Source organism: Silvania hatchlandensis, assembly GCF_025564065.1.
Lineage (GTDB): Bacteria > Pseudomonadota > Gammaproteobacteria > Enterobacterales > Enterobacteriaceae > Enterobacter > Enterobacter hatchlandensis.
This window is the reverse complement of record NZ_JAMGZK010000041.1, coordinates 131,444-150,818: the sequence shown is the minus strand read 5'-3', so window position 1 is coordinate 150,818 and position 19,375 is coordinate 131,444. Positions and strand designations below refer to the sequence as shown.

17 protein-coding genes and 1 pseudogene are annotated in these 19,375 nt (G+C 55.4%); 13 read left to right on the top strand and 5 right to left on the bottom strand.

The features are described from left to right. Positions 1–30: 30 nt before the first annotated feature. On the bottom strand, positions 31–1,626 hold the full coding sequence (locus tag M8014_RS05870) for an ABC-F family ATPase (RefSeq protein WP_271281598.1): 1,596 nt from the start codon (positions 1,624–1,626) through the stop codon (positions 31–33). A 218-nt stretch (positions 1,627–1,844) separates the two neighbouring features. On the opposite strand from M8014_RS05870, the gene ldtB reads away from it, so the two are divergent. Next, complete coding sequence (gene ldtB / locus M8014_RS05865; RefSeq protein WP_271281597.1) at positions 1,845–2,765, top strand: L,D-transpeptidase; 921 nt, start codon at positions 1,845–1,847, stop codon at positions 2,763–2,765. Positions 2,766–2,815: 50 nt separating this feature from the next. Here the strand turns inward: ldtB and M8014_RS05860 are convergent. Both M8014_RS05860 and mntR read right to left on the bottom strand, forming a co-directional pair. Next, a pseudogene (locus tag M8014_RS05860) lies at positions 2,816–3,930 on the bottom strand (anion transporter). After that, entirely contained in the window at positions 3,927–4,400 is a 474-nt protein-coding gene (gene mntR / locus M8014_RS05855; protein ID WP_271281596.1) for a manganese-binding transcriptional regulator MntR, read from the bottom strand. The pseudogene M8014_RS05860 and the gene mntR overlap by 4 nt, the downstream one beginning before the upstream one ends. A gap of 185 nt (positions 4,401–4,585) precedes the next feature. On the opposite strand from mntR, the gene mntS reads away from it, so the two are divergent. Next, entirely contained in the window at positions 4,586–4,714 is a 129-nt protein-coding gene (gene mntS, locus M8014_RS05850; protein ID WP_271281595.1) for a manganase accumulation protein MntS, read from the top strand. Positions 4,715–4,993: 279 nt separating this feature from the next. Continuing rightward, positions 4,994–6,577: a phosphoethanolamine transferase gene (locus tag M8014_RS05845; protein ID WP_271281594.1), complete on the top strand. Its 1,584-nt coding sequence runs from the start codon at positions 4,994–4,996 to the stop codon at positions 6,575–6,577. A 69-nt stretch (positions 6,578–6,646) separates the two neighbouring features. On the opposite strand, the gene ompX is transcribed toward M8014_RS05845, so the two are convergent. Beyond that, positions 6,647–7,165 (bottom strand): outer membrane protein OmpX, encoded by a 519-nt coding sequence (gene ompX / locus M8014_RS05840; protein WP_271281593.1) that lies wholly within the window; start codon positions 7,163–7,165, stop codon positions 6,647–6,649. Between the two features lie 354 nt (positions 7,166–7,519). Here ompX and rhtA point away from each other — a divergent pair, with 354 nt between their 5' ends. The 6 genes from rhtA (at position 7,520) to ybiO (ending at position 14,106) form a co-directional block, all read left to right on the top strand. Beyond that, on the top strand, positions 7,520–8,407 hold the full coding sequence (gene rhtA / locus M8014_RS05835) for a threonine/homoserine exporter RhtA (protein WP_271281592.1): 888 nt from the start codon (positions 7,520–7,522) through the stop codon (positions 8,405–8,407). A gap of 302 nt (positions 8,408–8,709) precedes the next feature. Next, complete coding sequence (dps, locus tag M8014_RS05830) at positions 8,710–9,213, top strand: DNA starvation/stationary phase protection protein Dps (protein ID WP_271281591.1); 504 nt, start codon at positions 8,710–8,712, stop codon at positions 9,211–9,213. Positions 9,214–9,575: 362 nt separating this feature from the next. Next, positions 9,576–10,322, top strand: a complete 747-nt coding sequence (gene glnH / locus M8014_RS05825; protein ID WP_271281590.1) for a glutamine ABC transporter substrate-binding protein GlnH — start codon at positions 9,576–9,578, stop codon at positions 10,320–10,322. A gap of 77 nt (positions 10,323–10,399) precedes the next feature. Further along, entirely contained in the window at positions 10,400–11,059 is a 660-nt protein-coding gene (gene glnP, locus M8014_RS05820) for a glutamine ABC transporter permease GlnP (protein WP_271281589.1), read from the top strand. After that, a complete protein-coding gene (gene glnQ, locus M8014_RS05815; RefSeq protein WP_271281588.1) occupies positions 11,056–11,778 on the top strand; it encodes a glutamine ABC transporter ATP-binding protein GlnQ in 723 nt (240 codons plus the stop codon). Before glnP ends, glnQ begins: the two co-directional genes overlap by 4 nt. 123 nt (positions 11,779–11,901) lie before the next feature. Next, a complete protein-coding gene (ybiO, locus tag M8014_RS05810) occupies positions 11,902–14,106 on the top strand; it encodes a mechanosensitive channel protein (protein ID WP_271281587.1) in 2,205 nt (734 codons plus the stop codon). Positions 14,107–14,111: 5 nt separating this feature from the next. On the opposite strand, the gene rlmF is transcribed toward ybiO, so the two are convergent. Then, positions 14,112–15,026, bottom strand: a complete 915-nt coding sequence (rlmF, locus tag M8014_RS05805; protein ID WP_271281586.1) for a 23S rRNA (adenine(1618)-N(6))-methyltransferase RlmF — start codon at positions 15,024–15,026, stop codon at positions 14,112–14,114. 241 nt (positions 15,027–15,267) lie between these two features. Here rlmF and mcbA point away from each other — a divergent pair, with 241 nt between their 5' ends. The 4 genes from mcbA to M8014_RS05785 all read left to right on the top strand — a co-directional run bounded on the left by mcbA (position 15,268) and on the right by M8014_RS05785 (position 19,146). After that, entirely contained in the window at positions 15,268–15,528 is a 261-nt protein-coding gene (gene mcbA / locus M8014_RS05800; protein ID WP_271281585.1) for a DUF1471 family periplasmic protein McbA, read from the top strand. 272 nt (positions 15,529–15,800) lie between these two features. Next, the gene (locus tag M8014_RS05795; protein WP_271281584.1) at positions 15,801–18,089 is read left to right on the top strand and encodes a catecholate siderophore receptor Fiu; all 2,289 of its coding nucleotides are present in this window, start codon (positions 15,801–15,803) and stop codon (positions 18,087–18,089) included. A 41-nt stretch (positions 18,090–18,130) separates the two neighbouring features. Next, positions 18,131–18,808, top strand: a complete 678-nt coding sequence (gene ybiX / locus M8014_RS05790; protein WP_271281583.1) for a PKHD-type hydroxylase YbiX — start codon at positions 18,131–18,133, stop codon at positions 18,806–18,808. Positions 18,809–18,879: 71 nt separating this feature from the next. Continuing rightward, complete coding sequence (locus M8014_RS05785; protein WP_271281582.1) at positions 18,880–19,146, top strand: DksA/TraR family C4-type zinc finger protein; 267 nt, start codon at positions 18,880–18,882, stop codon at positions 19,144–19,146. The last annotated feature ends 229 nt before the right edge of the window (positions 19,147–19,375 follow it).

Sequence of the window (19,375 nt, the reverse complement as noted above, 5' to 3'; positions counted from 1 at the left end):
CCCTCTCCCCTATGGGTAGAGGGGTTTATTTTAGTTATCAATGCCTTTGCTACGCAGATAATCTTCGTAGTTACCGGTGAAGTCCACTACGCGCTCCGGCGTAATTTCAATCACGCGGGTCGCCAGCGAGCTGACAAACTCACGGTCGTGGGAAACGAAGATCAGGGTGCCCTGATACATTTCCAGCGCCATGTTCAGCGATTCGATCGACTCCATATCCAGGTGGTTGGTCGGTTCGTCCATCACCAGGATATTCGGTTTCTGCATCATCAGCTTGCCGAACAGCATGCGTCCTTTCTCACCACCGGAGAGCACTTTTGCCGGCTTTTTGATATCGTCCTGGCTGAACAGCAGGCGACCCAGGAAGCTGCGCACCACCTGCTCGTCATCACCTTCGGATTTCCACTGGCTCATCCAGTCGAAAACCGTCAGATCGTTATCGAAATCGTCAGCGTGATCCTGCGCATAGTAACCAATCTGCGCGTTCTCGGACCATTTCACGGTGCCGTTATCCGGCGCCAGTTCACCGACCAGCGTTTTCAGCATGGTGGTTTTACCCACGCCGTTAGCACCGAGGATGGCAATCTTCTCGCCCACTTCCAGCAGCAGATTGAATTTTTTGAACAGCGGGCCGTTGTCGAAACCTTTCGCCAGATCTTCGACGGTCAGTGCATTACGGAACAGCTTCTTGTCCTGCTCAAAGCGGATGAACGGGTTCTGACGGCTGGAGGCTTTAACTTCGTCGAGTTTGATCTTGTCGATCTGACGCGCACGAGAGGTTGCCTGACGCGATTTAGAGGCGTTGGCGCTAAAGCGGCTGACGAAGGATTGCAGGTCAGCAATCTGCGCTTTTTTCTTGGCGTTATCAGACAGCAGACGCTCACGCGCCTGGGTGGCTGCGGTCATGTATTCGTCGTAGTTACCGGCGTACACGCGCAGTTCGCCGTAGTCCAGATCGGCCATGTGAGTACAGACCATGTTCAGGAAGTGACGGTCGTGCGAAATGATGATCATGGTGCTGTCACGATCGTTCAGCGTCTGCTCCAGCCAGCGAATGGTGTCGATGTCCAGGTTGTTCGTTGGTTCATCGAGCAGCAGGATGTCCGGATTAGAGAACAGCGCCTGCGCCAGCAGGACACGCAGCTTCCAGCCTGGCGCCACTTCGCTCATCAGACCGTAGTGTTGCTCAACGGGAATACCCACGCCCAGCAGCAGTTCGCCCGCGCGGGACTCTGCAGAATAGCCGTCCATTTCGCCGTACAGCACTTCAAGATCGGCCACTTTATAGCCATCTTCTTCGCTCATTTCAGCCAGGGCGTAGATGCGATCGCGCTCCTGCTTCACTTCCCACAGTTCACCGTGACCCATGATCACGGTATCGAGCACCGTGAACTCTTCAAAAGCAAACTGATCCTGACGCAGCTTACCGATGCGCTCGTTCGGATCGAGGGAAACGTTACCCAGCGACGGCTCTAAATCGTTGCCGAGGATCTTCATGAAGGTGGATTTTCCGCTACCGTTGGCACCAATCAGGCCGTAACGGTTGCCGCCGCCAAATTTGACGGAAATGTTTTCAAACAGCGGCTTACTGCCAAACTGCATAGTGATGTTGCTGGTAACTAACACGGGGAATTCCTGCAAGAAGTGTGATAAACCCGGCATTATGCCACAATTCAATAATGAGATCGCGTGTAACAACGTGGTGCTAAAGGTTATTAATATGGAAAAAAGTGTGATTTAGTACACATCCGAATTCCATGCTGCGGTGAATGCACATATAATGCGCGCCTAAACCGTTCATACCTTTAACTACATGCCGTAGTGGCACAGATACCTCGCACACCATGAATATGAAATTTACATCGCTTTTTGCAGTGGCGTTTGCCGTAGTAGGGTTTTGCAAGACCGCTTCTGCTGTCACCTATCCTCTGCCAACCGACGGTAGCCGTCTGGTGGGTCAGAACCAGGTCGTGACCATTGAGGAAGGCAACACTCAGCCGCTGGAGTATTTTGCCGCGGAATACCAGCTGGGCCTCTCCAACATCATGGAAGCCAACCCAGGCGTCGACCCGTACCTGCCGAAAGGCGGCACGGTGCTGAACATTCCTCAGCAGCTGATCCTGCCGGACACCGTCCATGAAGGCATCGTCATCAACAGCGCCGAAATGCGTCTGTACTACTACCCGAAAGGCACCAACACCGTCATCGTGCTGCCAATCGGTATTGGCCAGTTAGGCAAAGATACGCCAATGAACTGGACCACCAAAGTTGAGCGCAAAAAAGCGGGTCCAACCTGGACGCCAACCGCCAAAATGCACGCGGAATACATCGCCGCAGGCGAGCCGCTGCCAGCCGTTGTTCCGGCAGGCCCGGACAACCCTATGGGTCTGTACGCGCTGTATATCGGCCGTCTGTACGCGATTCACGGCACCAATGCTAACTTCGGTATCGGCCTGCGCGTAAGCCACGGCTGCGTGCGTCTGCGTAACGACGACATCAAATTCCTGTTCGAGAACGTGCCGGTCGGCACCCGCGTGCAGTTCATTAACGAGCCGGTAAAAGCCACGACCGAGCCGGATGGCAGCCGCTACCTCGAAGTACACAACCCGCTCTCCACCAGCGAAGATCAGATCAACAATAACGTTACCGTCCCGGTCACCCTGACCAGCAACGTGCAGGCCATCACCAGCCAGCAGGATGTGGACACCACCGTTGTGGATCAGGCGATTCAGAACCGTTCCGGTATGCCGGTTCGTCTGAACTAATCGCATTACAGGCATAAAAAAGCGGGCTACGATGCCCGCTTTTTTTTATCTTATGTCTGCAGAAGAAGGTGTAATCCGTACCCTATCAGCCCCGCCCAGAGCAGCATCGGCAGCGACCAGAGATGGAAACGCCACCAGATACGGCGATTGTTGGCCATCCTGAGCGCGATAAGATTGGCCAGCGATCCCGGCAGTAAACCAAAGCCCCCGACGTTCACCGCCCACGCCAGCATCGCCGTGGGTGGCACATAGTTGAGCAGCAAAATGGTGGCCGGAACGTTGCTGATAAACTGCGACAGGCCGATGGCCGTCAGCCACAGTCCCGGCTGCGAGAGCCCACCAACGCTGTGCAACATCCCCTGCAGGGCCGGAACCTGAATCAACAGGTGCACGTCGATAAACATCGCCATAAACACCAGCAGCAGCGTCCAGTCCACGCTAATCAGCACCCGTCGCGCCAGCAGTAAGAAACCGCCCGCCACCAGCAAGGCCCCCCACAGCTCCTGTTTTAGCTCCAGGGCTGCGACAAAGACAATATAGAGCGCCAGACAGCTCCAGATCAGGCGTGGCTTCCACTGCGGCGCGGAGGTGCCGCTATGGTAGTTCAGCGCTTTCGCCGGGAAGGCAAACCAGCACACCAGCCCGAGGGTTAACATCATGGCCAGCGCCAGCGGCGCCATCTGCCAGGTAAAGGCGGCAAACGACAGACCGGAGCGCCCCCACAGGAGGATGTTTTGCGGATTGCCAATCGGCGTCAGCAGCGACCCGGCGTTGACCGCCAGCGCTTCAAAGATGATCAGCCGGTTAACCGGGATTTCGCACAGCTTGCGCAGGGTGAGCGTCAGCGGAACTACGATAAACAGCGCCACGTCATTGGTGAGGAACGTCGACAGCAGCGCGCGGAGAACACCATAAACAGCGACAGCCGCCGCTCGGTGGCAAAACGGCGCACCAACTTGCGCCCTAATACATCAAAGAAGCCGCTCTGCTCGACCCCTTTGGTCAGCATCATCAGCCCGGAGAGGGTAATAATGGTGTGCCAGTCGATGGCGGTAGGCCAACACTTTGGCGCGAAGGGAACCAGAAAGCTGAGCCCCACGCCGACAACCAGTAACAGATGAAAGAAACGATCGCGGGCCAGCGCCCGCAGGCCAGGGAGGGTCATTCAGCGGAAGAGCCGTGTTTGAGGGTAAACGCATGAAACTGCTGCAGCGTCTCTTCGCTGACATGGTGCTCCATCCCCTCGGCGTCGCGGCGGGCGATATCCGGGCTGACGCCCAGCACCAGCAGGAAGTTTTCGACGATTTGATGACGTTCGCGGCTCGCCTGCGCCAGCTTCTCCCCTTCCGGGGTCAGAAACACCCCGCGCCACGGGATCAGTTCGATCAGACCTACCGTCGCCAGACGCTTGAGCATTTTTGCCACCGTCGGCTGGGAGACGCCAAGGCGTGCAGCCATATCCACCTGACGGGCCTCCCCCACCTCGCGGATCAGATCGGAAATCAGCTCAACGTAGTCGTCGATCAACTCCCGACGATGCGCCTCGCGGACCTGACGAAAGCCTTCGACATGCTCTTCAACATTGACCAGCTGCGTCATTTTTTTGGTTATGGGTTTACCTGCACGGCGGTTCATTGGTGCTTCCTCTTGCGGATGACGCATCCAGCAAATCAATATACGGGCGGCCATTGTAAACCATCACTACATAAGCACAAAAAATTAACGTAATAGCCTTGGCTATACAATATAGCCTGTGCTATATCTGTATGTAATGCAGTCACCCTTCATGGATCGAAGGGATCACTTAACAGGAGGTCACAATGAACGAATTCAAGAGGTGTATGCGCGTGTTTAGCCACTCTCCCTTTAAAGTACGCTTAATGCTGCTGAATATGATTTGCGACATTATTAACGGCAAACCTCAGCAGAACGACAAACCTTCACGCTAAGCGGCGTCCCGGTACGCCGCGTCATTTTTCTGTCATCTCCCCCGTCCATACTGCCCGTTTGAGCGCTATTCCCCGATCTTTTTTACGGAATTGTAATCCTCTTCTCATATCACCCACTTTATAACTATTGACCTGGAACGCCGCTGGCTCTATCTTCTTGCAGCCCTGCACTTTTTGCGGCTCGCAGACGCGGACCTCACTTCCCCTTCTACGCATTCTCAGGCAGGTTTTGACCCTTGGCGCCAGGGTGAGCACATGGCGTTTTCACGATAGTGACCTATGAATTTAACCCTGAAAGAAACGCTCATTACCCGCAGCCGGGCCTTAAGCCCGTGGACGGGATTCTACTTTTTACAATCGTTGCTGATTAACTTTGCCTCTGGCTACCCGTTCAGTTTGCTGTATGCCGTGGCGTTCACCTGTATTTTGCACCTGCTTTGGCTGCGCGCACCGCGCCTGCAGAAGGGTGTGCTCGGGCTTTGCTCGCTGATCGCGGCGTTATATTTCCCGTTCTCTCAGGCCTACGGCTCGCCCAACTTTAATACCCTGCTGGCGATGCACTCCACCAACATGGAAGAGTCGACGGAAATCTTGACCATTTTCCCGTGGTACAGCTACGTGGTCGGCCTGTTTATCTTTGCCCTTGGCGTGATTGCTGTGCGTCGTAAGCCGCAGGCAAAAAAAGCCTGGAGCAAATTAGATACCCTGTGCCTGGTGTTTAGCGTCGCGACTTTCTTTGTCGCGCCTGTGCAGAACCTGGCCTGGGGCGGCGTGTTCAAGCTGAAAGATACCGGCTACCCGGTGTTTCGGTTTGTGAAAGACGTGGTGGTGAACAACCAGGAAGTACTGGATGAGCAGGCGCGGATGAGCGCCCTGTCGCAGATCAAGGACACCTGGAACGTGCTGTCGGTAAAGCCGAAATACCACATCTATATGGTGGTGATCGGTGAAAGCGCCCGTCGCGATGCGCTGGGGGCGTTTGGTGGACACTGGGATAACACCCCGTTTGCCAGCAAAGTGAACGGCACATTGTTTACCGATTACATTGCCGCCAGCGGTTCAACGCAGAAATCGCTCGGGCTGACGCTTAACCGGGTGGTGGACAACAAGCCGCAGTATCAGGATAACTTCGTGACGCTGGCTAACCGCGCGGGCTTCCAGAGCTGGTGGTTCTCTAATCAGGGACAGATTGGCGAATACGATACAGCTATTGCCAGTATCGCCCGACGGGCAGATGAAGCGCAGTTCCTGAAAAGCGGGGATTTTGAGGCGGATAAGAATACTCAGGATACGGCGCTGCTGAAAATGACCGAGCAGGTATTCAGCACCCAGCGTACTCAGCCGCAGCTGATCGTCCTGCACCTGATGGGTTCACACCCGCAGGCCTGCGATCGCACCCAGGGGAAATACGCGGAGTTTGTACAGTCGAAAGAGACGTCCTGCTATCTTCAGACCATGACCCAGACCGACGACCTGCTCAGCAAGCTGTATACCCAGCTGCAGAACACGGGCGAGAGCTTCTCGATGGTCTATTTTTCCGATCACGGGCTGGCTTTCAAAGAGCGTGGGAAAGAGGTGCAGTATCTGGCGCACGACGACGGTTTCCAGCAGAACTTCCAGGTACCGTTTATGGTGCTCTCCAGCGATGATAAATCGCATCGCATCATCAAAGCGCGCCGCTCTGCCAATGATTTCCTGAGCTTCTTCTCACAGTGGACGGGGATTCGCGCGAAAGAGATCAACACCCCTTATCGGTTTGTGTCGAACGACAAAGCGCCGCCGGTTTACGTTACCAACTTCAAGTTACAGAAAGTTGACTACAACCATCTGGGCACGGATCTGTTTGAGACGAAAAGCCGGTAGGTAAAGCAGAAAAAGCAGATAAAAAAAATCCGCCATACTGGCGGATTTTTTATTGGCTCACCGAAGTGATTAGAAACGGTAGCCTACGCCAGCGATCCAGGTGCCAACGTCAACGCTACGGATGCGGCTCTGCTCATAAGAGAAGTCCAGCGCAACGTTTTCGATTGGGTTGAACTGCAGACCTGCGCCGTAAGAGAAGCCGTAGTCGCTGGTGCTATCAGTGTGTGCCAGGGCCTGGTTTTCATTGCTCTGGAATTTACCGTAACCCACACCCACAACACCGTAGATGCTCGCCCAGTCGTTCAGACGGTAAGCTGGACCCGCAGTGATGCCGTAGTACTGAGATTTGTTATAAGAGTCCGCATGCGAACGATCTTTCTCAGTGTAGGTAAAGGAACCGATAACACCCAGTGGGTTGCTATCCTGCTCGTAGCGATATTTCAGGTTGAAACCGTTAGTTTTATTCATCACGCCCTGCATATCGCTCTGAGCGTAACCGCCAGAAACGGTAGAGGTTGCCGCAACAGCGGAACCTGCAGAAACAGCGAGAACCGCAGCCAGTGCTGAAAGACATGCAATTTTTTTCATAACCACCTCAAATGTGCTTCAAGTAAATCCGTAAGTTTTAAATATATCAAAAAATCTTGTGAAACTCTTTCTCGATCGTGATGTCTAACGCGAATTTTCCTGTAACCAAACATTTCCTGCGTCAGCTATCTCTTTCAAAAAACACTAAATTTATATTTTAAAACACTCATAGTGCGCTGCAGAGACGATACATTCATCCAGACAATTCCTAATCTGTTTGGTGAATTATCCAGCTCACCGAGGCCATTCTACGGATTTCTGGGGACTTTTTTTCAACAAAGTCTCAACCGTCCGACGTTATTTACTTTACACTCCACCCTTTACTCCCTTTGACATAAATTGACAGGAGAAAGGATGCCTGGGTTGTCTCGCAGGGCGCCGGTCTGGTTGCCCATCGTCGTTATCCTTATCGCCATGCTCTCGATCCAGAGCGGCGCGTCGCTGGCAAAATCGCTTTTTCCCATTGTGGGTGCTCAGGGTGTAACGGCGCTGCGTATTGCGCTAGGGACCCTGATCCTGATTGTGATTTTCAAACCCTGGCGTCTGAGGTTTAAGAAAGAGCAGCGGCTGCCTCTGCTGCTGTACGGCCTGTCACTGGGGGCGATGAACTACCTCTTTTACCTGTCGATTCAGACCGTTCCGCTAGGTATTGCCGTCGCGCTGGAGTTTACCGGCCCGCTGGCGGTCGCGCTGTTCTCCTCCCGCCGGGCGGTGGATTTTGTCTGGGTGGTGCTGGCGGTGCTGGGGCTGTGGTTCCTGCTGCCGCTGGGTCAGGATGTATCCCAGATCGATTTAACCGGTGCGCTGCTGGCGCTGGGCGCGGGTGCCTGCTGGGCCGTCTATATCCTCACCGGGCAACGCGCCGGGGAAGAGCACGGGCCTGCCACCGTGGCGCTCGGGTCGCTGATCGCCGCCATCGTATTTGTTCCCCTCGGCATGGCGCAGGCGACGGAATCTATCTGGCAGTGGTCGATACTGCCGGTGGGGCTGGCCGTGGCGGTGCTCTCCACCGCTCTCCCCTACTCGCTTGAGATGATCGCCCTGACCCGCTTGCCGACACGTATTTTTGGCACCCTGATGAGCATGGAGCCCGCGCTTGCGGCGATGTCCGGGATGGTGTTCCTCGGCGAAACCCTGACCTTTACCCAGACGCTGGCGCTCTGTTCTATCATTGCCGCCTCGATGGGCTCGACGCTGACCCTGCGCCGGGAGAGCAAAGTCGAAGAGGTGGATATCCGCTAGCGGCACGTTATTCTGCATGCGGGCTTATCCGCATGCAGAATAACAGCCAGATACCCGAACACCTTATTTATCAGCATAATTTGTCATCAGCCTGAAATATTTCTTCACATGCCAGCCTGCAGGTCACAAATAAGATAGTTTTACCCTTCAATATAACTTCACCAGTAAAATCATAACCTTAACCACTTCAATTACCTTCTCACTATTAAACCGATAGGCAGCACCCAATCGCAACGCCAGATACCGGTGCTATACTTGATTCCGTTAATTACTGGGACAACACATCAAGAGGATATGACATTATGAGTACTGCTAAACTGGTCAAAACCAAAGCACCAAGTCTGCTTTACACCCGTAACGATGTCTCAGACAGCGAAAAGAAAGCGACGATTGAGTTGCTGAATCGCCAGGTGATCCAGTTCATTGACCTGTCACTGATAACCAAGCAAGCCCACTGGAATATGCGCGGCGCCAACTTTATCGCGGTGCATGAAATGCTGGACGGCTTCCGCACTGCGCTGACCGAACATCTGGATACGCTGGCAGAGCGAGCAGTGCAGCTCGGCGGTGTGGCGCTGGGTACCACTCAGGTTATCAACAGCAAAACCTCGCTGAAAAGCTATCCGCTGGATATCCACAGCGTACAGGATCACCTGAAAGAGCTGGCGGATCGTTACGCGGTGGTTGCCAATGATGTACGTAAAGCGATTGGCGAAGCGAAAGACGAAGACACCGCCGATATCCTCACCGCGGCCTCCCGCGACCTGGACAAGTTCCTGTGGTTTATCGAATCTAACATCGAATAATCCATCCCACTTGTGAATACCACCCTCGCCTTCTGCGGGGGTGTTGCACTTTTATGGTGCACCACTTTCCCCCTTCCCCGCCGCAAACGTAAAATATTTGTAATAATCACCTCACACAATCGTTAACGAAAGATTGTTTTCCCACCAATTTTTGCGCTAAATAGCATAACTGTTGGTGATAAAAGATCGCTGCACCAAAATAGCGCTCCGTTATGGTGCAATCGACCCGTATTGCCACTCTTCTTGTGCAATGAAATGCGTGTTACCCTCAGCAAAACAATCGGTTATAAAGTTGGCACGATTTTTTCATACAACCGTTCGTTCTCGCAGGGGATCGCCCCGTGGATATAAAAGGAAATGCTATGAAGTCTGTATTAAAAGTTTCACTGGCTGCACTTACCCTGGCTTTTGCGGTTTCTTCTCAGGCTGCGGATAAAAAACTGATTGTCGCCACCGACACCGCCTTCGTACCGTTCGAATTTAAACAGGGCGACCAGTACGTCGGTTTTGACGTGGATCTGTGGGCGGCCATCGCGAAAGAACTGAAGCTGGATTACACCCTTAAGCCAATGGACTTCAGCGGTATCGTTCCGGCACTGCAAACCAAAAACGTTGACGTGGCGCTGGCCGGTATCACCATTACTGACGCCCGTAAAAAAGCGATCGACTTCTCAGACGGCTACTACAAAAGCGGCCTGCTGGTGATGGTTAAAGCCGACAACAACGACGTGAAAAGCGCAAAAGATCTCGACGGCAAAGTGGTCGCGGTGAAGAGCGGTACCGGTTCTGTTGATTACGCGAAAGCCAACATCAAAACCAAAGACCTGCGTCAGTTCCCGAACATCGATAACGCCTACATGGAGCTGGGTACCAACCGTGCTGACGCCGTGCTGCACGACACGCCAAACATCCTGTACTTCATCAAAACCGCCGGTAATGGCAAGTTCAAAGCGGTAGGTGAGTCTCTGGAAGCGCAGGAATACGGCATCGCCTTCCCGAAAGGCAGCGACGATCTGCGTACCAAAGTGAACGGCGCGCTGAAAACCCTGCGCGACAACGGCACTTATAACGAAATTTATAAAAAATGGTTCGGCGTTGAGCCAAAATAATAATTAAGCTCTGAGCAGCTATCCTGGGGGCGTCCTTCGCCCCCTGTTGTTTTCACCACGGTATACAGGAACACATCATGGAGTTTGACTGGAGCGCCATCTGGCCCGCCATTCCTCTTTTGCTTGAAGGCGCCAAAATGACCCTGTGGATTTCGGTCCTCGGTCTGATCGGCGGGTTAATTATCGGCCTCGTTGCCGGTTTCGCCCGCACCTACGGCGGCTGGATTGCTAACCACGTAGCACTGGTATTCATCGAAGTGATCCGCGGCACGCCGATCGTTGTGCAGGTGATGTTTATCTACTTCGCCCTGCCAATGGCGTTTAACGATCTGCGCATTGACCCGTTCAGTGCGGCGGTGGTCACCATCATGATCAACTCCGGCGCCTATATCGCCGAGATCACCCGCGGTGCGGTGCTGTCGATCCACAAAGGCTTTAGCGAGGCCGGTCTGGCGCTGGGTCTGTCCCGTCGCGAAACCATCCGCCACGTGATCCTGCCCCTGGCGCTGCGCCGCATGCTGCCACCGCTGGGTAACCAGTGGATCATCAGTATTAAAGATACCTCGCTGTTCATTGTTATCGGCGTCGCGGAATTGACCCGCCAGGGCCAGGAGATCATTGCCGGTAACTTCCGCGCACTGGAAATCTGGAGCGCCGTGGCGGTGGTCTATCTGATTATTACGCTGGCGCTGAGCTTTGTTCTGCGTCGTCTGGAAAGAAGGATGAAAATCCTGTGATTGAATTTAAAAACGTCTCCAAGCACTTTGGTCCTACCCAGGTGCTGCACAACATTGATTTGAACATCCAGCAGGGTGAAGTCGTGGTAATTATCGGGCCGTCCGGCTCTGGGAAATCGACCCTGCTGCGCTGCATCAACAAGCTGGAAGAGATTACCAGCGGCGACCTGATCGTTGATGGCCTCAAGGTGAACGACCCGAAAGTGGACGAACGCCTGATCCGCCAGGAAGCAGGCATGGTTTTCCAGCAGTTCTACCTGTTCCCGCACCTGACGGCGCTGGAAAACGTCATGTTTGGTCCGCTGCGCGTGCGCGGGGCCAACAAAGCGGCAGCAGAGAAGCTGGCGAAAGAGCTGCTGGCGAAAGTCGGCCTGGCTGAGCGCGCTCACCACTTCCCGTCTGAGCTCTCCGGCGGCCAGCAGCAGCGCGTGGCGATTGCCCGTGCGCTGGCGGTTAAACCGAAGATGATGCTGTTCGATGAGCCGACCTCGGCCCTCGACCCGGAACTGCGCCACGAAGTGCTGAAGGTCATGCAGGACCTGGCGGAAGAAGGGATGACAATGGTGATTGTGACCCACGAAATCGGCTTTGCCGAAAAGGTGGCCTCACGGTTGATTTTCATTGATAAAGGCCGCATTGCCGAAGACGGTAATCCGCAAACCTTAATTGAGAACCCGCCAAGCCAGCGTTTGCAGGAGTTCCTCCAGCACGTGTCGTAAGCTGTTGTGTTTTCCAGGCCGGGTAACAACCCGGCCTTTTCACCAGAATCCTCCCAAAATCCTCCCGTCCCCGCTAGCCTTCTATACTTATCATTTTGCTCGATATTGTCACCGGAGGACGCCGTGCCGTGGATCCTGCTGCTCCTGTTTAGCCTGTTTTGCACGCCTGCCCAGGCGGCCGCACTGCCTGGCATGCCTGCGTCCACGACGCAGACTAGCCCGCCCGCCGAGCCGGACGTTGAGCAGAAGAAGGCCGCCTATTCGGCCCTCGCGGACGTGCTGGACAACGACGCGTCGCGCAACGAGCTGATCACCCAGCTGCGCAGCGTGGCCGCCACGCCGCCGGAAACGCCGGTACCGACCATCACCCCACCGGATATCGTTGAGCAGAAAACGGTGCTGGAAAACGTCACCGACGTCAGCCGCCACTACGGCGAAGCCCTCTCCTCCCGTTTCGCCCAGCTGTACCGCAACCTGATAGGAACCCCGCATAAAGCCTTTAACCCGGACACCTTCACCCACGCCGCGCAGCAATTTCTGATGCTGGCCGGGGCCGTGTTCGCCTTTTTCTGGCTGGTGCGCCTGTGCGCCTGGCCGCTGTACCGCAAAATGGGCCGCTGGGGGCGCAAGAAGAACCGGGAGAAGAGCAGCTGGTTCCACCTGCCGCTGATGATCACCAGCGCCTTTATCATCGACCTGCTGCTGCTGGCGCTGACCCTGTTTGTCGGCCAGGTGTTGAGCGAAAACATGAACGCGGGCAACCGTACCATCGCCTTCCAGCAGGCACTGTTCCTGAACGCCTTCGCATTGATTGAGTTTTTTAAAGCGATTTTGCGGCTGATATTTTGCCCCCGGGTGCCCGACCTGCGCCCCTTTGCGATTGACGATCGCACCGCGCACTACTGGGCGCTGCGCCTGAGCGTGTTGAGCGGCCTGATTGGCTACGGCCTGATGGTGGCGGTGCCAATTATCTCTAACCAGATCAACGTCCAGTTTGGCGCGCTGGCCAACGTGCTGATTATGCTGGGCATCACCGTCTGGGCGCTGTATTTAATTTTCCATAACAAGCGCGCCATCACCGAAGGGCTGCTGCACCTTGCCGACCGCTCCCTCGCCTTCTTCAGCCTGTTTATTCGCGCCTTTGCGCTGGTGTGGCACTGGCTGGCCTGCGCCTATTTCATCGTGCTGTGCTTCTTCTCCCTGTTCGATCCGGGAAACAGCCTGAAGTTTATGATGGGGGCCACCTTCCACAGTCTGGCGATCGTGGGGATCGGGGCCTTTGTCTCTGGCCTGCTGTCACGCTGGATCGCCAAAACTGTCACTCTGTCGCCTCAGGTTCAGCGCAGCTATCCGGAGCTGCAAAAGCGGCTGAACGGCTGGATCTCCGTCTCGCTGAAAGTGGCGCGGATCCTGACGGTCTGCGTCGCCATTATGCTGCTGCTCAGCGCCTGGGGTTTGTTTGATTTCTGGAACTGGCTGCATAACGGCGCGGGCGAGAAAACAGTGGATATTCTGATCCGCATCGCGCTGATCCTGTTCTTCTCGGCCATTGGCTGGACGCTGCTGGCAAGCCTGATTGAGAACCGGCTGGCCTCGGATATTCACGGCCGCCCGCTGCCGAGCGCCCGTGCCCGCACGCTGCTGACCCTGTTCCGTAACGCGCTGGCGGTGGTGATCAGCACCATTACCATCATGATTGTGCTGTCGGAAATCGGGGTCAATATCGCCCCGCTGCTGGCGGGTGCCGGGGCGCTGGGGTTGGCGATTTCGTTCGGCTCACAGACGCTGGTGAAGGACATCATCACCGGGATCTTTATCCAGTTTGAAAACGGGATGAACACCGGGGATCTGGTGACCATCGGGCCGCTTACCGGCACGGTGGAGCGGATGTCGATTCGTTCGGTGGGGGTGCGTCAGGACACCGGCGCGTACCACATCATCCCGTGGTCTTCGATCACCACCTTCGCTAACTTTGTGCGCGGCATAGGATCAGTGGTCGCCAACTACGACGTCGACCGGCATGAAGATGCCGAAAAAGCGAAAGCGGCGCTGAAAGCGGCCGTAGATGAGCTACTGGAGAAGGAAGATATTCGCGGGCTGATTATCGGCGAGCCGTCATTTGTCGGGATTGTCGGGCTGACCAGCACCGCCTTTACGCTGCGGGTGTCGTTCACCACCCAGCCGCTGAAGCAGTGGACGGTGCGCTTCGCCCTCGACAGCATGGTGAAAAAACACTTCGACCTGGCCGACGTGCGGGTGCCAGTGCAGATGTATCAGCTGTTACCGTCGCCGAACGCTGCACCGCCATCCCAACAGCCGACCTTATGACGCGCTTAACGCTGACGGCGTTTGGCGTTGTCCATAAACGTCCAGGCGATAAAGCGGCTCTGCTTCTGGCCCTGCGCCATCTCTTTTTTCACCACTTTCACTGCACCGGCGTCCGTCAGGGCGCGGTACAGCGGGGGCAGATTTTCGCCGCGTGATACCAGAGTGGTGAACCACTTCACCTGACGGCCAAACTGGGCGCTCTCGGCAATCATTTTCAGGATAAAGGCCACTTCACCACCCTCGCACCACAGCTCCTGCTGCTGGCCGCCAAAGTTCAGCGCGGCATCAGCGGCCTGGCCGAGGTTGCGGCGCTTGCGCTCGCTGCCTGCGCGCGCGGCTTCGACAGAATCATGGAATGGCGGGTTACACAAAGTGGCATCGTACTGCTCGTTTTTATGGATCACCCCGGCGAAAATTGCCGAGGCGTCCTTCTGGCGACGCAGGCGAATAGCGCGAGTCAGGCCAGCGTTGCCGTTAATAATGGTGGTAGCGTTGGCAAATGCCTGCGGATCCACTTCGCTGCCGGTGAAACGCCAGCCGTATTCATGCACGCCAATCAGCGGATAGATCAGGTTGGAGCCGGTGCCGATATCCAGAATCGTGGCCTGAGCGGGCACGGTGCCGTCGTTGCCTTCCGCCAGCAAATCAGCGAGATGGTGAATGTAATCTGCGCGCCCCGGTACAGGTGGGCAGAGATAGCCTTCCGGGATATCCCACTGCGCGACGCCGTAAAAATGGGCAAGCAGCGCTTTGTTCAGCGTCTTCACGGCCTGCGGATCGGCAAAGTTCACCGTCGGCTCGCCGCCAGGCGTCTGGGTGATAAATTCGCGCAGCGCCGGACAGCTCTCGCATAAGGCATTCATGTCGTAACGGCTGCGGTGGCGGTTGCGTGGGTGCAACCCCGGCTTCTCGGGTGTCATGGCGTTCTCCTTTAAACAGCGCCGTAAGATACCCGTTGCCGGGGTCAGGGTAAATAATTCTCTGCAGCGCAGAATAAATCGCTAAAATTCATATACCTGTATGTCACTGATTTGTCATAAAATTGTCAATATATGTTGTTCAAAAAATAAGCAGATCATCATCAATTTTTTGCACTAAATCACACTCTGACCCGTTCTACACTTAGTGTGCATCACCCGTTGTCATTCAGAGGAAGTGATCATGAAAAAATACCTGGTAATGCTGGCTGCCGCTACACTGGCAGGCGCATCGTTTGCTGCGTGGTCGATCGAATCACTCAGCAACGGCGATACCGGTCAACTGAGGCCAGCAGGAACCGTTCAGGTTTCTGGTGCAACCGACCTTGGCGATCTGCAGGACAAACTGGCTGAAAAAGCGCGTGAACAGGGCGCAAAAGGCTACGTCGTTAACTCTGCCAGCGGCGACAACCGCATGTTTGGTACTGCCACCATCTACAAGTAATACCCCTCCTGCACTGCATACTGCATCCTTTTGGGTGCAGTTCGTTTTTTCGCCATCCTGCACTTTGTGAAGATTTTTCGTCAGTAATGTAAATTTACGTATTTCATTTTCGTGACGAGAATGATAAAAAGTCACGCCAAATGATAATGTTTATCGTAATTATTATCATTTGTAGGTTCATTACGGAGATAAGCGTGGCACAGGAGACGGGCTCAGACCTGCCCTGACGTAATGGAAATTTTGATACTAAAAATTATAAGTTACTAAACAATATGGATAAAAATCGCAACGTTCCTTTCAGCAGCTTTAACTCGCTGACCTTTTTCACCGGCCTGTGTATCGGTCTTTCCCCGGTGGCGACGGCTCTCGCGGCGGACAGTACAGAAAAAAAATCTGACGACACGCTGGTCGTCGAAGCACAGCAGCCCTCACTGTATGCCCCGGCGAAATCCGCTGACCCTAAATTCAGCCGTCCTGTTGCTGACACCACCCGTACCATCACGGTTATCTCTGATCAGGTGCTGAAGGATCAGGGTGCAACCAATCTGACCGATGCCCTGAAAAACGTTCCGGGCGTGGGCGCATTCTTTGCCGGTGAAAACGGCAACTCCACCACCGGTGACTCGGTGTATATGCGCGGTGTAGACACCTCAAACAGTATTTACGTGGACGGCATTCGCGACATCAGCAGCGCCACCCGCGATACCTTCAATACCGAACAGGTAGAAGTGATCAAAGGCCCATCCGGCAGCGACTATGGCCGCAGTGCGCCAAGCGGCTCGATCAATATGATCAGCAAGCAACCGCGTCTGGACTCCGGCATTGATGCCTCCGCCAGCGTCGGCAGCGCGTACATGCGCCGTGGCACGATTGATATCAACCAGACGATGGGTGAAACCTCCGCCTTCCGTCTGAACCTGATGGGCGAGAAAACCCACGATGAAGGTCGGGACAACATTCAAAACGAGCGCTACGGCGTGGCCCCCTCGCTGGCCTTCGGTCTGGGAACGGAAAACCGTCTTTACCTGAACTACCTGCATGTCACCCAACACAACACACCGGACGGCGGCATCCCGACCATCGGTCTGCCGGGCTACTCGGCGCCGTCGGCAGGCACCGCGGCACTGAACAGCTCCGGTAAAGTGGATACCAGCAACTACTACGGTACAGACTCTGATTACGACGACTCTACCGCTGATACCGCGACGATGCGTTTTGAACACGACATCAACGACACCACCACCGTGCGTAACACCACGCGCTGGTCGCGTGTAAAGCAGGATTATCTGCTGACGGCGATCATGGGCGGTGCCACTAACATTACCCAGCCGGATCGCAACAGCGTGGACACCTGGACCTGGTCGCGCAATGCCAACACCAAAGATGTCAGCAATAAGATCCTGACCAACCAGACCAACCTGACGACCAAATTCTATACCGGCAGCGTGGGCCACGACATCAGCACCGGGGTGGAGTTCACCCGCGAAACCCAGACCAACTACGGCGTGAATGCCCTGACGCCGCCGCCGGTGAATATCTATCACCCGAACAGCAACGTCAGCATTGGCGGCTTAACCCGAAACGGTGCCAACGCCAACGGCCAGACCGATACCTTCGGGATTTACGCCTTCGATACGCTGCAAGTCACCCGTGATTTTGAGCTGAACGGCGGCATTCGTCTTGACACGTATCACACCGAATATGACAGCGCCAGCATCTGCGGCGGCACCGGTCGCGGCGCAGTAGCTTGTCCAACCGGCGTGGCGAAAGGTTCGCCGATCACCACCGTGGACACCGCGACCTCTGGCAATCTGGTTAACTGGAAAGCCGGTGCGCTCTACCACCTGACCGAGCACGGCAACGTGTACGTCAACTACGCCATCTCTCAGCAGCCGCCGGGCGGCAACAACTTTGCGCTGGCGCAGGGCGGAACGGGCAGCAGCGCCAACCGCACCGACTTTAAACCGCAAAAGGCCAAAACCAGCGAGCTGGGCACCAAATGGGAAGTGCTGGATAAACGCCTCCTGCTGTCGGCAGCCCTCTTCCGCACCGACATCGAAAACGAAGTCGAGCAGAACGACGACGGCACGTACTCCCAGTACGGTAAAAAGCGCGTCGAAGGCTATGAACTGTCGGCGGCGGGCAATATCACCGCCAACTGGCAGGTGATAGGTGGTTACACCCAGCAGCGTGCCAGCGTGCAGACCGGCAATAACGTCGCGCAGGACGGTACCTCGTCGCTGCCGTACACCCCGGAACATGCCTTTACCCTGTGGAGCCAGTACCAGGCGACGGACGATATCTCCGTTGGCGCAGGCGCGCGCTACATTGGCAGTATGCACCGAGGTTCCGACGGTGCGGTCGGCACGCCGTCCTTTACCGAAGGCTACTGGGTGGCGGATGCCAAGCTGGGCTATCGCGTCAATCGCAACCTCGATATGCAGTTGAACGTCTATAACCTGTTTGATGAAGATTACGTCTCCTCCATCAACAAGAGCGGCTACCGTTACCATCCAGGTGAACCGCGCACCTTTATGTTAACGGCGAACATGCACTTCTGATCAATCGTGGGGCTTCGGCCCCACTTTTTGAGGAACCCTTTATGATGTATCACATTCCGGGCGTGCTGAACGCCGACGAGGTGGCGCAGTTCCGCACCCAGCTGGATCAGGCGCCGTGGGTTGACGGGCGTGCCACCGTGGGCAACCAGGGCGCGCAGGTCAAAAATAATCAGCAGGTGGATACCCAGAGTGAACTGTACATGACCCTGCAGGCGGCCGTGCTGCAGGCAGTGAATCAGCACTCAATGTTCTTTGCCGCCGCCCTGCCGCGTCAGATCTCCAGCCCGCTGTTTAACCGCTATCAGCAGCAGGAGACGTACGGTTTTCACGTTGACGGCGCGGTACGCAGCCATCCGCAGACCGGCTGGATGCGCACCGATCTCTCCGCCACGCTCTTTTTAAGCGCCCCCGACAGCTACGACGGCGGCGAGCTGGTGGTGAATGACACCTTCGGCCAGCACAGCGTCAAGCTCCCGGCGGGGGATCTGGTGCTGTATCCGTCCAGTAGCCTGCACTGCGTGACCCCGGTAACCCGCGGCGTGCGCGTGGCGTCCTTTATGTGGATCCAGTCGATGATCCGCGATGACAAAAAACGCAACATGCTGTTCGACCTGGACCGCAACATCCAGACCCTGCGCGGTCGCCATGGTGAAAGCGAGGAGGTGCTGTCCCTGCTGAATCTCTACCACAACCTGCTGCGCGAATGGTCTGAAATCTGACCGCCAGCCTTGATTGACACTTTTTTAGCGCCATAGTTACTGTATGCACTATGAGCTGTCAGGAGGGGCGTATGGCTTCCGGTTGGGCGAACGATGATGCGGTTAACGAGCAGATCAACAGTACCATTGAAGATGCGGTAGCGCGGGCGCGGGGTGAAATTCCGCGCGGCGAGAGTCTGATGGAATGTGAAGAGTGCGGGGTACCTATCCCCGAAGCGCGGCGCCAGGCCGTGCCCGGCGTCAGGCTGTGCATCGCCTGCCAGCAGGATAAAGATTCACATTCCGCTTCACACGCAGGATATAATCGCAGAGGATCGAAGGACAGCCAGTTACGTTGACTTGCTGCAACCCTGAGAGCCGCGCAAGCGGTTTCGTCTTTGCGCACGTATTTTAATCCAGGGTTTCGCAAAAAGTGCCCTTCTTTCGCCGTCTGTAAAGCGCAACGGCAAGAAAGGTAAAGACATTCACCGAATTTATTAATATTCAATAACTTATTTGTCATTCAAATTTTTCGAATGACGACGTCAATTCTCTTCGATTTTATCTCTCGCAAAAAAGCGTGATACT

Coding starts and splice junctions, on each gene's coding strand:
- ldtB (WP_271281597.1), top strand. CDS start 1,845: ATGAATATGAAATTTACATCGCTTTTTGCAGTGGCGTTTGCCGTAGTA.
- mntR (WP_271281596.1), bottom strand. CDS start 4,400: ATGAACCGCCGTGCAGGTAAACCCATAACCAAAAAAATGACGCAGCTG.
- mntS (WP_271281595.1), top strand. CDS start 4,586: ATGAACGAATTCAAGAGGTGTATGCGCGTGTTTAGCCACTCTCCCTTT.
- M8014_RS05845 (WP_271281594.1), top strand. CDS start 4,994: ATGAATTTAACCCTGAAAGAAACGCTCATTACCCGCAGCCGGGCCTTA.
- ompX (WP_271281593.1), bottom strand. CDS start 7,165: ATGAAAAAAATTGCATGTCTTTCAGCACTGGCTGCGGTTCTCGCTGTT.
- rhtA (WP_271281592.1), top strand. CDS start 7,520: ATGCCTGGGTTGTCTCGCAGGGCGCCGGTCTGGTTGCCCATCGTCGTT.
- dps (WP_271281591.1), top strand. CDS start 8,710: ATGAGTACTGCTAAACTGGTCAAAACCAAAGCACCAAGTCTGCTTTAC.
- glnH (WP_271281590.1), top strand. CDS start 9,576: ATGAAGTCTGTATTAAAAGTTTCACTGGCTGCACTTACCCTGGCTTTT.
- glnP (WP_271281589.1), top strand. CDS start 10,400: ATGGAGTTTGACTGGAGCGCCATCTGGCCCGCCATTCCTCTTTTGCTT.
- rlmF (WP_271281586.1), bottom strand. CDS start 15,026: ATGACACCCGAGAAGCCGGGGTTGCACCCACGCAACCGCCACCGCAGC.
- mcbA (WP_271281585.1), top strand. CDS start 15,268: ATGAAAAAATACCTGGTAATGCTGGCTGCCGCTACACTGGCAGGCGCA.
- M8014_RS05795 (WP_271281584.1), top strand. CDS start 15,801: ATGGATAAAAATCGCAACGTTCCTTTCAGCAGCTTTAACTCGCTGACC.
- ybiX (WP_271281583.1), top strand. CDS start 18,131: ATGATGTATCACATTCCGGGCGTGCTGAACGCCGACGAGGTGGCGCAG.
- M8014_RS05785 (WP_271281582.1), top strand. CDS start 18,880: ATGGCTTCCGGTTGGGCGAACGATGATGCGGTTAACGAGCAGATCAAC.